The 15,471-nt window shown below is 66.1% G+C and carries 13 protein-coding genes; 11 read left to right on the top strand and 2 right to left on the bottom strand.

Annotated features, from left to right (window positions below; genetic code table 11):
* Positions 1-5 precede the first annotated feature (5 nt).
* A complete protein-coding gene (locus ACFVTE_RS12750) occupies positions 6-1,100 on the bottom strand; it encodes a polyprenyl synthetase family protein (RefSeq protein ID WP_387100879.1) in 1,095 nt (364 codons plus the stop codon).
* Entirely contained in the window at positions 1,097-1,654 is a 558-nt protein-coding gene (locus tag ACFVTE_RS12745; RefSeq protein WP_387100877.1) for a hypothetical protein, read from the bottom strand. The genes ACFVTE_RS12750 and ACFVTE_RS12745 overlap by 4 nt, the downstream gene beginning before the upstream one ends.
* Before the next feature lie 141 nt (positions 1,655-1,795).
* Here ACFVTE_RS12745 and dinB point away from each other — a divergent pair, with 141 nt between their 5' ends.
* From dinB to ftsW, 11 genes are all read left to right on the top strand, one after another.
* Positions 1,796-2,956: a DNA polymerase IV gene (dinB, locus tag ACFVTE_RS12740; RefSeq protein ID WP_387100981.1), complete on the top strand. Its 1,161-nt coding sequence runs from the start codon at positions 1,796-1,798 to the stop codon at positions 2,954-2,956.
* 330 nt (positions 2,957-3,286) lie between these two features.
* Complete coding sequence (locus tag ACFVTE_RS12735; protein WP_387100875.1) at positions 3,287-3,658, top strand: DUF3040 domain-containing protein; 372 nt, start codon at positions 3,287-3,289, stop codon at positions 3,656-3,658.
* Positions 3,659-4,038: 380 nt separating this feature from the next.
* Complete coding sequence (mraZ, locus tag ACFVTE_RS12730; protein WP_076798037.1) at positions 4,039-4,467, top strand: division/cell wall cluster transcriptional repressor MraZ; 429 nt, start codon at positions 4,039-4,041, stop codon at positions 4,465-4,467.
* A gap of 173 nt (positions 4,468-4,640) precedes the next feature.
* Positions 4,641-5,639 (top strand): 16S rRNA (cytosine(1402)-N(4))-methyltransferase RsmH, encoded by a 999-nt coding sequence (gene rsmH, locus ACFVTE_RS12725; protein ID WP_387100872.1) that lies wholly within the window; start codon positions 4,641-4,643, stop codon positions 5,637-5,639.
* On the top strand, positions 5,636-6,307 hold the full coding sequence (locus ACFVTE_RS12720; protein ID WP_387100871.1) for a hypothetical protein: 672 nt from the start codon (positions 5,636-5,638) through the stop codon (positions 6,305-6,307). The genes rsmH and ACFVTE_RS12720 overlap by 4 nt, the downstream gene beginning before the upstream one ends.
* A gap of 44 nt (positions 6,308-6,351) precedes the next feature.
* The gene (locus tag ACFVTE_RS12715) at positions 6,352-8,160 is read left to right on the top strand and encodes a peptidoglycan D,D-transpeptidase FtsI family protein (protein WP_387100869.1); all 1,809 of its coding nucleotides are present in this window, start codon (positions 6,352-6,354) and stop codon (positions 8,158-8,160) included.
* 116 nt (positions 8,161-8,276) lie between these two features.
* Positions 8,277-9,935, top strand: a complete 1,659-nt coding sequence (locus tag ACFVTE_RS12710) for a UDP-N-acetylmuramoyl-L-alanyl-D-glutamate--2,6-diaminopimelate ligase (protein WP_387100867.1) — start codon at positions 8,277-8,279, stop codon at positions 9,933-9,935.
* A gap of 6 nt (positions 9,936-9,941) precedes the next feature.
* On the top strand, positions 9,942-11,414 hold the full coding sequence (gene murF / locus ACFVTE_RS12705; protein ID WP_387100865.1) for a UDP-N-acetylmuramoyl-tripeptide--D-alanyl-D-alanine ligase: 1,473 nt from the start codon (positions 9,942-9,944) through the stop codon (positions 11,412-11,414).
* The gene (gene mraY / locus ACFVTE_RS12700) at positions 11,411-12,520 is read left to right on the top strand and encodes a phospho-N-acetylmuramoyl-pentapeptide-transferase (protein WP_387100863.1); all 1,110 of its coding nucleotides are present in this window, start codon (positions 11,411-11,413) and stop codon (positions 12,518-12,520) included. The genes murF and mraY overlap by 4 nt, the downstream gene beginning before the upstream one ends.
* Positions 12,502-14,121 (top strand): UDP-N-acetylmuramoyl-L-alanine--D-glutamate ligase, encoded by a 1,620-nt coding sequence (gene murD, locus ACFVTE_RS12695; RefSeq protein WP_387100862.1) that lies wholly within the window; start codon positions 12,502-12,504, stop codon positions 14,119-14,121. Before mraY ends, murD begins: the two co-directional genes overlap by 19 nt.
* Before the next feature lie 2 nt (positions 14,122-14,123).
* On the top strand, positions 14,124-15,470 hold the full coding sequence (gene ftsW, locus ACFVTE_RS12690; protein WP_387100861.1) for a putative lipid II flippase FtsW: 1,347 nt from the start codon (positions 14,124-14,126) through the stop codon (positions 15,468-15,470).
* Position 15,471: the final 1 nt, after the last annotated feature.

The following is a 15,471-nucleotide window of genomic DNA, read 5'->3' as shown; positions in this document are numbered from 1 at the left end:
GCCGGTTAGGCGGCCCGGCTCACTGTCGCTTCAGCCAGCCGGCGGAGCGCGGTCTTCGGGAGGTCTTCCAGCGGCAGCAGCTCGAGTGCCGCGTACGCCGCATCACCAAACTCCTCGATTAGCACCTCCGTGGCCTGCAGGGCTCCGCAGTCCGCGATGATCCGGCGGATCTCGGCCACGTCGTCCTCGCTCAGCTCGGGGCTGCCAAGCTTCGAGTCGATGAAAGCGGACTCCTCGGGAGTGGCCATGTCCAGGGCGAAGGCTACGAGTACGGTCCGCTTGCCTTCCCGGAGATCGTCTCCCGCGGGCTTGCCTGTGGTGACCGGGTCCCCGAAAACGCCCAGGACGTCGTCGCGAAGCTGGAAGGCCTCGCCCAGGGGGAGTGCAAAGGCTGAGTAGCCCCGGAGCAATTCGTCGGAGGCCCCGCCGAGCGCCCCGCCCAGCGCCAGCGGATGCTCCGTCGAGTACTTTGCCGACTTGAAGCGGATGATCGATTGCGCGCGGCTGACCGCACCGGCGCGGTCCCGCAGCGGCCCGGCCACCTCTTCGAGGATGTCCAGGTACTGGCCGGCCATGACCTCCGAGCGCATCAGGTTGAAGATCAGCCGTGCCCTGCTTCCCGAGGCCGCCGTTTCGCCGATGTCGGTGAAGGCTTCCTCACTGAAGGACAGACAGAGGTCGCCGGCCAGAATCGCAGCCGCGTGGCCGAAGCGTTCGCTGTCGAGGGCCCAGCCCTGGGACTCGTGGAGCTGGCTGAACCGGCGGTGCACGCTGGGTCCGCCGCGGCGCGTGTCCGACCGGTCGATGATGTCGTCGTGGATCAGCGCGGCGGCCTGGAACAGCTCAAGCGCGGCGCCGGCCGTGATGATGTCCTCTGCGGCGGCAGGGCCGCCCGCTCCGCGCCATCCCCAGTAGCACATGAGGGCGCGCAGCCGCTTTCCACCGGTGACCAGGTTGGAGATGGACCCCATGATGGGATCGATGTCGGGCGAGATTGCCGTCATGATCGATTGCCGGGTGGTCAGGAAGTCGGTGAGCTTGCCCGCCACGGCGGCCACGAAGTCCGCCTGCTCCACGCGAAGCTGCTCTGCCACCATCACTTGACCGACTCGGGCGTCACGTTGGCGCCGATGGTGAAAGTGGAAACTCCGCCGGTTGCGGGGACTGCGATGTTGACCGTCTCGTTTCCCGCCCGCACGAAGTCCTTGGACGCCACGCTGCCCACCGCGTTGCCGGGAACGGCCTTGAAGCCCTGTGCCTCCAGGGCCTTGGTGTAATAGGCGACGACGGCGGCCGGCTTGGCGGTGGTTGAGCCTACCAGTGCGGCGGTGGCCGGAGTTATGGACTTGTCGAAGCTGCTGGCTACAACCTTTGCCCCTGGCATCACGGGAAGAAGCTTTGACGGGAAGCCGGCGACGAGCGCTCCCACCGTGGCCGACGTGCCCGGCGTTGCGCTGGGGCTGGCCGTTGCAGTCGCGGACGCCGTGGCAGTCGCTGTGCTTGTTGCCGCAGCAGCGGCGGAGGCGGGTGCCGTCGTCGCGGGCGTTGCGGAACCGGGTGCCTGTGCCGTGCACGCTGACGCCGCCGCTACCACGACCGCTCCAGCGGCGAGCAGCCCAATGCGGGCAGGCGTGAGCGTTCCAATGACCTTCACAGGTGCGGTCCTCCTGGGTGTTGATGCCGGATTCAGCCTCCAGTTTAGTCAGGTGCAGGGCATAGGATTGCAGATGTGGCGCCGGACGAAGACAGAGAGCAGGCGGAAGCGCGGCTGCGGGACCTTCGGCGGGCGAGCATCATGCACGTGGACATGGACGCGTTTTTCGTCTCGGTTGAACTCCGCGCCCGCCCTGACCTGCGCGGCCGGCCGGTCATCGTGGGCTTCCCGGCGGAGCGCTCCGTGGTGCTGTCCGCTTCGTATGAGGCCCGCAAGTTCGGCGTGAAATCCGCGATGCCCATGGCTGTGGCCCACCGAATGTGTCCGCAGGCCATCATCATCGAGCCCAGGCACAAGGTGTACTACGAAGTGTCCGGCCAGCTGATGGCCATATTCGAGTCCATCACGGAGCTGGTGGAACCGCTCAGTGTTGACGAGGCATTCCTGGACGTCGGGGGCGCGATTCGCAGGCTCGGTCCGCCGCTGGAAGTCGGGCAGCTGATCCGGCGGAGGGTCGCCAGCGAACTGGGCATCACGGCTTCCGTGGGGATCGCCGCCAGCAAGTTCGTGGCCAAGATTGCCTCCACACGGTGCAAGCCGGACGGCCTGCTGCTCATCCGGCCCGAGGAGACCGTGCCCTATCTGCACAGCCTCCCGGTCAACGCCCTGTGGGGTGTCGGAGGAAAGACCGCGGAGGTGCTGGCCCGCATGGGAATCCGCACCGTGGCGGATGTCGCCGCGACCCCTGTGTCCTCGCTCAAGAAGGTGCTGGGCGCCACCGGCGAGCATGTCCACCGCCTCTCCTGGGGCATCGACAGCCGGACGGTCACCCCGGTGCGGGTTGAGAAAAGCATCGGAGCGGAGGAAACCTTCGCTGCTGACACGGCAGACGATGCCCTGCTGCACCGGGAGCTGCTGCGACTGTCCCACCGCACTGCCGAGCGGCTCCGCGCGTCCGGGCTGGTGGCCCGGACGGTGGCGCTCAAGCTGCGGTACGCCGATTTCTCCACCGTGACCCGAAGCCGCACGGTCCACACGCCGCTGGACAGCGCACAGCTCATCTATGCCGTGGCCACCCAGCTGCTGGAGTCCCTGGGCAGCCGGCCCCTGACGGTCCGGTTGGTGGGTGTCCGTGCGGAGCAGCTGGAACCGGCCGCCCAGACTTCCCTTCAGCTGAGCCTGGACAGGCGTGACGACAACTGGCGGGCCGCTGAGCAGGCACTGGACAAGGTGGCGGAGAAATTCGGCAGCAAATCGGTGCTTCCGGCCCGCTTGCTCGAGCCGGGGAGCGGCAACCCTTGACGTGTATCGGCCGTACGTGATTCCGGCGACATCCGCCTACGCGGAAAACGTGTTCATGGCCGCAGATCCGTGTCGGTTCAAGGCCAAGACGGTGTTGCCGCCCGTGAACAGCGTCTTTCAGAACAGCGCCCAACAAACTATCCTTATAGATACAAAGATTTCGAACGTCTGGACATGTGTGGATCACCTGCCCCGCCGCGTCAGTATGCTTGAATTTCCGGATTTGCCGAGGTTGGCAGGCTGGGAACCTGGATGGCATGCCGGTCGTTGACGAGGCAGGAACAACCGGTTCCGACCTGTCTGGACGTTGGCCTACTTAAGGAGGTCGTGATGCCGCTCTCGGAGCACGAACAGAAGCTGCTCGAGCAACTCGAGAGGCAACTGCATGAGGACGATCCCAAGTTCGCCAATTCCATGGGCTCGGATCCCGGCCGCAGCTGGTCCACCCGGCACATCGTGATTGGCGTACTGGCCACACTGGCCGGAGTGCTGCTCCTCCTGGTGGGGGTCTCCCTGCAGAACATTTTCGTAGGGGTCCTCGGGTTCGTCGTCATGGGTGCCGGAGTTTACTTTGCCACGATGCGCAGCGCTGCGGCCGGCAAGGCAAAGGCTGGCGGCCATGGCCGCAAGTCAAAGAGCAAGAGCTCCTTTATGAACAGCCTCGAAGAACGATGGGACGAAAGGCGCCGCGGGGAGTCCTGAGCCGGCGCTCCACTTCCCACCACCTCCACTCCGTACCACCCTCCACATCGCACCACCGGGGACATCCCGGGTGGGCGCCAATACTCCAGGAATGACCCGCTGCGGCGGGTCATTCCGGTTTAAGCCGCGCTTTTGGCCGTGGAGCCCCGCAATTCCCGGTGCCGCGCGCCTGGGCCGCCGTGGTCGCAGCAGCGCAATCCCCTCCACTTTCCACCCCCGGGCAAAATCCCCGCCATTCCGCGGAACAATGTTTGTCCAAGCTGCAGAGAAATACCCGCGCCGCGTTGACTGTGGGGAGAAGTGGAGTAAAGTGGAGCGCGTAAGAGGGTAGTGGCAGCGCGGGGGTTGTTCGGCTTCTGACGGCAGACAGGCGGTGGGACGTGTTCCTTGGGACACACTCGCCGCGTCTTGACGAAAAGGGCAGGATTATTCTTCCCGCCAAGTTCCGTGAGGAGCTTGCCGGCGGACTTGTTCTCACGCGAGGGCAGGAGCGCTGCATCTACGTCTTCAGCGAGCAGGAATTCGCGAGAGTACACGAGCAGATCCGGGAGGCTCCGATCTCCAACAAGCAGGCTCGTGACTACATCCGGGTTTTTCTCTCTGGAGCCTCAGACGAGGTACCTGACAAGCAGGGGCGCGTGACAATACCTCCCGCGCTCCGGGAGTATGCAGGGCTCGGCAGGGAGTTGGCCGTTATCGGCGCCGGCACCCGCGCGGAGATCTGGGACGCCCAAGCCTGGAATGCGTACCTGGCGGAGAAGGAAACCTCCTTCTCTGAAACCGACAACCCTATCGCCGGCATCCTTTAGGCCGGCCCGAATCCACTGCGTTTCTTGGTCGAGATCTCCAGCCGCCCATCCTCGTCGACTACCTGGCTCACTTCCCCGGAGCCAGGCAGCCCAGAGGATAGGCGCGGATGGGGATCTGGCCCAAGAAGCCACCACCAAGGAACCAATCCAGGCGCTCAAGGAAGGACTAAGGCGTGACAGAACCCGACCAGCCGAAGCCTACGTCCGAACGCCATGTACCGGTCCTGAAGGACCGGTGCATCAATCTTTTGGCGCCCGGATTCGAGGCGGCACGCCAGCGCGGGGAGACCCCGGTGGCCATCGACGCCACGCTGGGCATGGGCGGGCACTCCGAAGCCATGCTCCAGCGCTTTCCGGACCTGCACCTCGTGGGCATCGACCGCGACGAGGAGGCCCTGGCGCTGGCAGGTGAACGGCTGCAGCCCTTCGCGGACCGCACCGACCTGGTCCACGCTGTCTACGACGAAATCGCCGAGGTTCTTGAGGACCTGGGCATTCCCGAGGTCCACGGCATCCTGATGGACCTTGGGGTTTCGTCCCTGCAGCTCGACGAGCGCGAACGCGGGTTCGCCTACTCCTTTGACGCACCCCTGGACATGCGGATGGACACCAGCCGCGGCCAGACGGCGGCAGACGTCGTTAACACCTACAGCGAAGAGGACCTGGTCAGGATCATCCGCAAGTGGGGTGAGGAAAAGTTCGCTGGCCGCATCGCCAACAGGATCGTCAACGCCCGGGCAACCAAGCCTTTCACCACCACGGGGGAACTCGTCGAACAGATCCGGGCCGTGGTTCCGGCTGCCGCCGCCAAGTCCGGGGGACACCCGGCCAAGCGCACCTTCCAGGCGCTGCGCATCGAAGTCAATGAGGAACTCGAAGTCCTCGAGCGTGCGGTTCCGGCGGCGGTGGACGCCATTGCTCTCGGCGGCCGGATCGTCGTGATGTCCTACCACTCCCTGGAAGACAAGATCGTCAAGGGCGTCTTCCAGGCCCGCTCCAAATCGTCAGCTCCGCTCGGATTCCCGGTGGAGCTTGAAGAACATAAGGCCGAACTCAAAACCCTGACCAAGGGCACCGAGGTGCCTACCGCCGTCGAGATCGCAGAGAATTCGCGTGCAGCATCAGCCCGGCTGCGCGCAGTGGAACGCATCAGAGCCAGGAGAGCAACATGAGCGCAGCAGCTGCCAAGAACCTCGCCCTTCCGTCCGGCCCGAGCGTCCAGGAGATAGAGGCCGGACTTCCGGGTTCGGCCCGCAAGGCGCGCACTCCGCTGTCCCTGGTCCGGTCCGCACCGAGGAAGCGCCGTGCACCCTTTGTTGTTCTCTGCTTCGGCATGCTGGCGTCCGCGCTGATCGCAGTGCTGGTGCTCAACATCTCGGTATCCACGGCCCAGTACCAGCTGGTCAAGCTCCGTGCTGAGCAGACCGCTCTCACCAAGCAGAACCAGGATCTGACACAGCAGGTGCAAAACTTCGAGGCTCCGCAGAATCTGGCTGCCAAGGCCGCAGAATTGGGAATGGTTGCTTCCACCGGCAAGGGACAGATCGATCTTTCCACGCTGACCGTCAGCGGGGATGCCAAGCCGGCGGTCAAGGCAGACTCGGCAGGAGCGGTGATCGCTGCCCCTGCCGTCCCTGGTCAGCTCAATGTGGTCCCGCCCGCCAGCTCGGGCGAGCCGCTGGCGAGCAGGGCGCCCACTGCCGGTGAAACAGCTGCCGGTGAAACGGCAGTCGCCCAGCCGGAGACCCCGGCAGCCGCGAAGCCGGCGGCAGCTGCCAAGCCGGCCACCCTTAACGGGGGCACCATTCCGGCGCCGGAGCAGAGGACGCCGGGGCAGTAGGGCAGGAACAGGCGGCTGATGGCCCGCATGGCAAGCAGTAGGGGATGAGCGTGGCGCAAGGCAAGGGCAAGGCAAGCAAGAAGAAGGCCGCAAACGCCACGAAGAGGCTCCGCCTCGGACTCAGCATCATGCTTGCCCTGCTGGTGGTCGTTGGCGGCAAGCTCTTCCTGGTGCAGGGACTGGACGTCGGCGGCATGGCGGAGGCTGCCCTGGACAACCGGCTGCGCCCCACCGTGCTGCCGGCCGAACGCGGCAGCATCCTGGACGCCAACGGAACCGTGCTGGCAAACAGTGTCATCCGCTACAACATCACCGTTGACCAGTCTGTAAACACCAAGACTGAATCCTTCAAGCGGCTTGAAAAGGTGGATGGCAAGGACGAGCTGGTCACCGTGTCCCGTGACCAGGGAATCTCCGAGCTGGCAGCCGTCCTCGGCATGGACGTCGAGGACGTGCGTAAATCCGTCACCGGAACCAGGACCTACTACATCGTGGCCAAGGACCTCCGGCCCGACGTCGAAAACCGGGTCTCGGAACTCCAGATCCCTGGTATTTTCTCCGAGGGCACCAGCAAGCGCGTCTACCCGAACGGCTCGGTGGCCGGCGGCATTGTGGGCTTCCTGGAAAACGGAACCAGCGGCCAGGCCGGCCTCGAGCAGACCCAGGACGGGATTCTGCGCGGCACCCCGGGCAAGCGCGTGTTCGAAATTGGCGCCGACGGCCTCCGCATTCCCGTGGGCATCGACGAACTGACGCCCGCGCAGGACGGCAAGGACGTCAAACTCACGCTGAACTCCGACCTGCAGTACTTCGCCCAGCAGGCCATCCAGACCCAGGCGGACAAGCTCAGCGCCGAGTGGGGCGTCATCATCGTCTCCGACGTGAAGACCGGCAACATCATCGCCATGGCCGACACCAACACACCTGACCCCAACGACCCCGGGAAGGTGGCGGCGAAGGACCGCGGCGTCCGCTCAGTGACCGCGGCCTATGAGCCCGGCTCCGTGGAAAAGATGATCACGGCCGCCGCGGTCATCGAAGAGGGCAAGGCGAAACCGCTGGACACCTTCGTCATCCCGCCCTCCCTCGTGGTGGACGGCCAGCAATTCGACGACTCCTTTTCGCACGGGACCGAGAAACGGACCCTGGCGGGCATCCTGGGCTGGTCCATGAACACGGGCACCGTGATGGCGGGACAGCGGCTCACCAAGGACCAGCGGCACGACTGGCTGCAGAAATTCGGCATCGGCGAGGCACCGGAAATCGGCCTGCCGGCCGAGGCGAAAGGCATCCTGACCCCGGCCGACCAGTGGGACGGCCGCCAGCAGTACACGGTGCTGTTCGGGCAGGGTGTTTCGCAATCGACACTCCAGACGGTCCGCGCCTACCAGTCCATCGCCAACGACGGCGTGATGCTGCAGCCACGGCTCATTGACAGCTACATCAGCCCGGACGGAACCGAGGAAAAGGTGGCGGCAAAGCCGTCCCGCCGGGTGGTCTCGGAGGGAACGGCGCAGCAGGTGAGGGACATCCTCGAAAGCGCCGTCACGGAAGGCCAGATCAAGGAAGCCGCAATCGACGGCTACCGGGTGGGGGCCAAGACGGGTACCTCGCAATCGCCCTGCGACGACGGGACCGCAGGCTTCTGCGGCTACACCGCCTCGATGGTGGGGATGGCGCCGATGGACGATCCGCGGTTTATTGTGGAGGTGGTCCTGCAGCGTCCCAAGGGGTCCATTTACGGCATTACCAACGGGCCCGTGTTCCGCTCGGTCATGAGCCAGGCACTGCGGACGTACAACGTTCCGCCGTCCAAGGGCACGCCCGTCAGGCTGCCGCAGTATGCCAAGTAATGGGGTACGCCAAATGACGCAGTACACCAAGTAACGCCCGCCAAGAAAGACCGCGGTACACCTGAACAAACAGTTCTGTCGTGTCCGTTGGTCCACTAGCACCAACGGAGATTCAGTTGTCACAGCACCATGACCCCGGCACTGCCGACGCCCCGAAGAGCGGCTTCCGGCCCACCGCCGTCGCCGCCGTCGAACTGGGTGTCATCGGCCGGTCAGTGGGCGTTGCGGTGCCCGGGGCCTCCGAGTCCGTCCAGGTCACCGGCATTTCACTCGACTCCCGGTCCGTAGAGCGCGGGGACCTGTACGTTGCATTGCCGGGCGCCTCGCGCCACGGTGCCGACTTTGCGACGACGGCGATTCAGTCCGGTGCGGTGGCAGTGCTGACGGACGACGCCGGCGCGAGACTGCTGGCTCTGGGGTCAGACATCGCCGTGCCCGTGCTGGTGGTGGCGGAGCCGCGCAGCGTGGTGGGCCGCCTGTCCAGGCTGATCTACCGGAGCCAGGACGCCGATCTCCCGGGCCCCGCTATGTTCGGCGTGACGGGCACGAACGGGAAAACCACCACCACGTACTTCGTCAACGCCCTGCTGCAGGCGATGGGCAAGAAGACAGGACTCATCGGCACCATCGAGATCCTGGCCGGCGGGGACCCGATCCCAAGCCTCCTGACCACGCCCGAATCCACCGATGTCCACGCCCTGCTCGCCCTCATGCGGGAGCGCGGGCTGGACGCCGCATCCATGGAAGTCTCCTCACACGCGGTGTCCTTCCGCCGGGTTGACGGCGTGGTGTTCGACGTCGTCGGTTTCACCAACCTCACCCAGGACCACCTGGACCTGCACGGCACCATGGACGAGTACTTCCGGACCAAGGCGGAGCTGTTCACTGCCGAACGCGCCCGTGCCGCCGTCGTGACGGTCGACGACGAATGGGGACGGCGGCTTGCCGCCCAGACTGAGCTTCCGGTCACCACACTCGCAACCCTGCCGCCCGGCGGCGGCCCGGAAGCGGCCCCGGAGACTGACCGGACCGTGGCCGATTGGACGGTCACCGATCCCAAGCCCCGCGGCCTCGGCACCGAATTCACCCTCCGCGGCCAGGACGGCACGGAACTCCGCGTGCACACCGGCCTGCCCGGGGCCTTCAATGTTTCCAACGCTGCGCTGGCCCTGGCCATGGTGCTCGCCGGCGGTGCAGACCCCGCGGAAGTGCAGGCAGCGCTCGATGCCAGGGATCCCTTCACGGTGGCAGTGCCCGGCCGCATGCAGCTGGTCTCCACCCGGCCGGCCGCCGTCGTCGACTTCGCGCACAACACGGATGCACTGGCTCGCGCCCTGGAAGCCGTCCGGTCGCCGGAGCCGGCGTCCAGGGTGATCGTGGTTTTCGGTGCCACGGGCCAGCGGGACCAGGGCAAGCGTCCCGCCATGGGTGCCACCGCCGCCCGGCTTGCCGACGTCGTGATCGTCAGCGATGACGACCCCCACGATGAGGACGCCGCGGCGATCCGTGCCGAGGTGCTGGTAGGCGCCACCGACGCCAAGGAAGCCGAGCAGCTGGACTGCCGGATCATGGAAATTTTCCCGCGCGATGCCGCCATCCGTGAAGCCGTCAACCTGGCGGCTCCCGAGGACACCATTCTGGTTGCGGGGCGCGGACACGAAGTGTGGCAGGAGGTCAAGGGAGTGAACCTTGCCCTCGACGACAGGGTGGAACTACGGAACGCCTTGACGGCACGAGGATTCACCGTTCTCCAAGACGACGGGATAGAGTCCTAGACCGACATGATTGAACTAACTGCGGCGGAAATCGCCGAAATCACCAATGGCCGGCTGCTTGCCGACCCCGACGTCACCCCGGAATCCGTGGTGACCGACTCGCGGGAGGCCGTTGCAGGCTCCCTCTATGTCGCCAAACCGGGCGAGAGCGCAGACGGGCACAGCTTCGTTGGCGCGGCTTTCGGCCGCGGCGCGGTGCTGGCCCTCACCGAACGCGAAATCAAGGACGACGCCGGCCGGACCTATCCGTCGGTCGTCGTCGAGGATGCGGTGCTGGCCATGGGCGCCCTGGCGGCAGAGGCCGTCCGGCGGATCCGCCACCACCGCGAGGCGGCGGGCGAGCAGCTGACGGTCATCGGCATCACCGGTTCGGCCGGCAAGACCACGACGAAGGACCTGCTCGCGGGAATCCTCTCGGCTGAAGCGCCGACGGTTGCACCCCAGGGCTCCTACAACGGCGAGGTCGGTGTGCCCCTCACCATGTTCCAGGCCGGCTTTGAGACCCGGTTCCTGGTCATCGAGATGGGTGCCACCGGCATTGGACACATCCGCTACCTGGCCGACATGGTACGGCCCGAGATCGGCGTGGTACTCGGCGTGGGAACAGCCCACGCCGGGGAATTCGGCGGCGTGGAAAACATCGCGGCCGCCAAGGGCGAACTCGCCGAGGCGCTGCCCGCAGACGGCACCGCCGTGCTGAACCTTGACGACTTCCGTGTAGCTCCGATGGCCGAGCGGACCCAGGCCACTGTCCTGGGCTTCTCCTCGCGGGATTCCGAGCCGGACGCTCCGGCTGTCCGCGCCGCCAACCTGGACACCAACGCCTCCGGCAATCCGGAGTTCGACCTCGAAGTGCCGGGGGAGCCCACTGTGAGGGTCACGAGCAAACTCATCGGCGAACACCATGTGGCAAACCTCCTTGCCGCCGCAGCGGCCGCACACGCGGCCGGCATTCCGGCAGACCGGATCGGCGCCTCACTGAGCTCCCAGTCCGCGGCCAGCCGCTGGCGCATGGAGCGGACCGAACGGCCCGACGGCGTCACGGTCATCAACGATGCGTACAACGCCAACCCGGAATCCATGCGGGCTGCCCTGCGCACGCTGGCCGACCTCGGCCGCGGCCGCCGCACCTGGGCCGTGCTCGGGGCCATGCTGGAACTCGGCGACGATTCCATCCGCGAGCACACCGCCGTCGGCACTCAGGTGGTGCGGCTGAACATCTCCCGCCTCCTGGTGGTGGGACGGGAAGCACGGTCGCTGTACGTCTCCGCCGTGCAGGAAGGGTCCTGGGGGGATGAATGCCTCTTCGCCGAGACCGTTGACGAAGCATACAAACTCCTCCAGGAGCAGCTCGAACCCGGCGATCTGGTGCTCTTCAAGTCCTCCAACAGCGTCGGACTGCGCCACTTGGGCGATCGGATAGCATTACCCCCACATGCCACCCCCACGACTGCCAATGAAGGGAGCGAGCTGCTGTGATTGCACTTCTGATCGGCGCTGGCCTGGCCCTGCTGCTGGCACTGGTGGGCACGCCGCTGTTTATCCGCCTGCTGGTCCACAAGAGCTATGGCCAGTTCATCCGCGATGACGGACCGACCTCGCACCACACCAAGCGCGGGACACCCACCATGGGCGGCACCGTGGTGGTGGGCGCCGTTCTGCTGAGCTACGGCCTGACGCACCTGATCATGTGGCTGATGAACCCCCGGTCGCCCGGTCCGTCGGCCTCGGCCCTTCTCCTGCTGTTCCTGATGGTGGGCATGGGCCTGGTGGGCTTCCTCGATGACTTCATCAAGATTTCCCGGCAGCGCAGCCTTGGCCTGAACGCCAAGGCCAAGCTGATCCTGCAGGCGGCGGTGGGCATTATCTTCGCCGTGATGGCCCTCTACTTCCCGGACGCTGACGGCCTCACCCCGGCGTCCACCAAGATCTCGCTGGTCCGCGATATCCCGTGGCTGGACCTCGCGTTCGGCGGCACCGTGCTCGGTGCGATTCTCTTTGTCGTGTGGTCAAACCTGATCGTCACCGCTGCCACCAACGGCGTCAACCTCACCGACGGCCTGGACGGGCTGGCCGCCGGCGCCGCGATCATGGTCTTCGGTGCCTACACGCTCATGGGCATCTGGCAGAGCAACCAGGCCTGCGGCTCGCCCCGTCAAGCCGGCAGCGGCTGTTACTCGGTCCGGGATCCACTGGACCTCGCGCTGCTGGCTGCCATCATGAGCGCCGCCCTGGTGGGCTTCCTGTGGTGGAACACCTCACCGGCCAAAATCTTCATGGGCGACACCGGCTCCCTCGCGATCGGCGGCGCCATTGCAGGGTTCGCCATCCTCTCCCGCACCGAACTGCTGCTCGCCTTCATCGGCGGCCTGTTCGTCCTCATCACGCTCTCGGTCATCATCCAGGTGGGCTACTTCAAGGTGACCAAGGGCAAGCGCTTCTTCAAGATGGCGCCGCTGCAGCACCACTTCGAACTCAAGGGCTGGGCGGAAGTCACCGTGGTGGTCCGGTTCTGGATCCTCGCCGGCCTGTTCGTGGCCGCAGGCCTTGGCATCTTCTACGCAGAATGGGTGGTCCTGCTGTGAACGGCTCCGCATCGCAGAACACAGCAACCGGTCCGGCCGCAACCGGTCCGGCCAGGCTCAAAGACCTGGTCAGCTGGGACTCCGACTGGGCCGGCCTGCGCGTCGTGGTCACCGGGATCGGCGTCTCGGGCTTCGCAGCCGCGGACACCCTGATCGAACTCGGCGCCCGCGTGGTGGTGGTCGACGGCGCCACGACGGAAACCGCGCAGGCCAAGGCGGACACGCTGCAGATCGTGGGCGCGGTGGATGTCCTCCTCGGGGAGGATGCCGTCCGCACCCTGCCAAAGATCGACGGCGTGAAGCCGGACCTCGTGGTCACCTCACCCGGCTGGCGTCCCGACCAGGCCCTGCTGGCGGCTGCCGCCCGCGCCCACATCCCGGTCTGGGGCGACGTCGAACTTGCCTGGCGCCTGCGCGTCCGCGAAGGCCGCAAAACTGCCGACTGGCTCACCATCACCGGCACGAACGGCAAGACGACGACGGTCGGCCTGACCGAGTCCATGCTGCGGGCCGCCGGGCTGAAGGCCATCGCGGTCGGCAACGTCGGCACGCCCATCCTCGATGCCCTCCGTGACCCGGTGGAGTACGACGTGTTCGCCGTGGAGCTCTCCAGCTTCCAGCTGCACTGGTCGGAGTCCGTCTCGGCGGTCGCCAGCGTATGCCTCAACGTTGCCGAGGACCACGTGGACTGGCACGGCTCCTACGAGTCCTACCTCGCCGACAAGGCGAAGATCTACGAAAACACGCAGAAGGCCTGCATCTACAACGACGAGCAGATCGAAACCGAACGCATGGTGGAGGACGCGGATGTGGTGGAGGGCTGCCGCGCGGTGGCCTTCACCACCCTCACGCCTGCCATCAGCATGCTCGGCGTGGTGGAGGGCCTGCTCGTGGACCGTGCCTTCATCCCCGAACGGAAGGACAGCGCCGTCGAGCTGGCGTCCATGTCCGACCTCGGCCCGGTGGCGCCGCGCCACATGGTGGCCAACGCTTTGGCCGCCGCAGGATTGGTGCGGGCCTACGGCGTCAGCCCGGAGCACGTGCGCGAAGGGCTGCGGGCGTACATCCCCGGCAGCCACCGCATCCAGCCGGTCGCCAAACAGAACGGCGTTCTCTGGATCAACGACTCCAAAGCCACCAACCCGCACGCCGCCTCCGCCTCCCTGGCCGCCTTTGATCCGGTGGTGTGGATCGCGGGAGGCCTGTCCAAGGGCGTCAGCTACGACGATCTGGTCCGTGACCACGCGCGCCGCCTGAAGGCCGTGGTGCTGATCGGCAAGGACACTGCATCACTGGAAGAGTCCCTGCAGCGACACGCGCCGGATGTCCCCGTCATCAGGCAGGCGGCAGGCCACACTGAAATTGTGCAGTCAGCCGGAACCGGACATGACGCCGCACCGGATTCAGCCGAAACCGGGGAGGCAGTGATGGCACGGGCCGTCGCATCGGCGGCACAGCTCGCCGCCTCGGGTGACACTGTGCTGATGGCCCCGGCTGCTGCATCCATGGATCAGTTCTCTTCCTATGCTCACCGTGGCGCCGCCTTCATCGCAGCGGTCCGCGAGCTCGTGGAAGGGGAGGCCCGGACCGGCAAGGAGTAAGTATGGTCAGCACACCCACCCGTCCCGCGGCCGCCCGGCAGCGGGCGGGGGAGAAGACCGAAACGGGTGCTGCACCAGTAACTCCCGCCGCCAGGATTCCCGCCTCCAGGATTTCAGTGGGCGGCCGGCTGCGCCGGTGGTACCGGCGCTTCTGGTCCGCCCTCGAGGGAAACGGCAAGTCGCGCAACGGCTCCACTTACTACCTGATCCTCGGCACCACGCTGGCCCTGACCGCCATCGGCATCATGATGGTGCTCTCGGCGTCCAGCGTCGAGGCCATCGCGGCGGGCGAGTCGCCCTACACCGCGGCCGTCAAACAGGGACTGTTCGCCGGAATCGGCATCTTTGGCATGTTCATGCTGTCCCGGATCAACGTCGTGTGGCTGAAAAGGCTCGCGTGGCCGGGCATCATCATTGCCTATGCCCTGCTGGGGCTCGTCCTGGTCATCGGCACCAGCGTCAACGGCAACAAGAACTGGATCGACATCGGCGGGTTCTTCACCCTGCAGCCGTCCGAGGCGGCCAAGCTGGCGCTGGCCCTCTGGATGGCCACCGTGCTGGCCAAGAAGGCATCCCTGCTGCACCAGTGGGGACACGCCGTGGTCCCGGTGGTGCCCATAGCCGGCGGGATCATCGGGCTCGTGCTGGTCGGAAACGACCTCGGCACCGGCATGCTCATCATGCTTATCACGGCCGCCGCCCTCTTCTTCGCAGGGGTGCGTCTTTACCTGTTCGGGTTCGCGGCCCTGGGTCTCGGAGCCGTCATAGCGTTTATGGCCATGACCAGCTCCAACCGGGTCTGCCGCATCACCTCCTGGTGGACCGGCCAGAGCTGCGGCGATGGCATCGACGCGAACTACCAGTCCACCAACGGCCTCTACGGGCTGGCATCGGGAGGCTGGTTCGGCGTCGGGCTCGGGCAGAGCCGGCAAAAGTACAGCTGGATCCCGGAAGCCCACAACGACTTCATCTTCGCCATCATCGGTGAGGAACTCGGGCTGGTGGGGACCGTCGTCGTACTAATCCTTTTCGCCATCCTGGGCGCCGCCATCTACCGCGTGGTGGTGGCACAGGAGGACCTGTTCCACCGGGTCCTTGCCGGAACCATCATGGTGTGGCTGCTGGGACAGGCAACGGTCAACATGGCCGTGGTCACCGGCCTGATGCCCGTGATCGGCGTTCCGCTGCCGTTCATTTCCTACGGCGGCTCGGCGCTGCTGATGTCGCTCTGCGCGATCGGCGTAGTGTTGTCACTGGCCCGGGAACAGATGGCGCCCAACATCCGGCCCCGTAAACTGCTCGGCCCGTGGCGGCTGCCCGGGCGCAAGAAATCCCGTACGAAAGCGTAAA

This window comes from Arthrobacter sp. NPDC058097 (genome assembly GCF_042884885.1).
In the GTDB taxonomy this organism is placed as follows: domain Bacteria; phylum Actinomycetota; class Actinomycetes; order Actinomycetales; family Micrococcaceae; genus Arthrobacter.
Note: the sequence above shows the minus strand (reverse complement) of the source record. Positions and strands in the feature narration are given on the sequence as shown.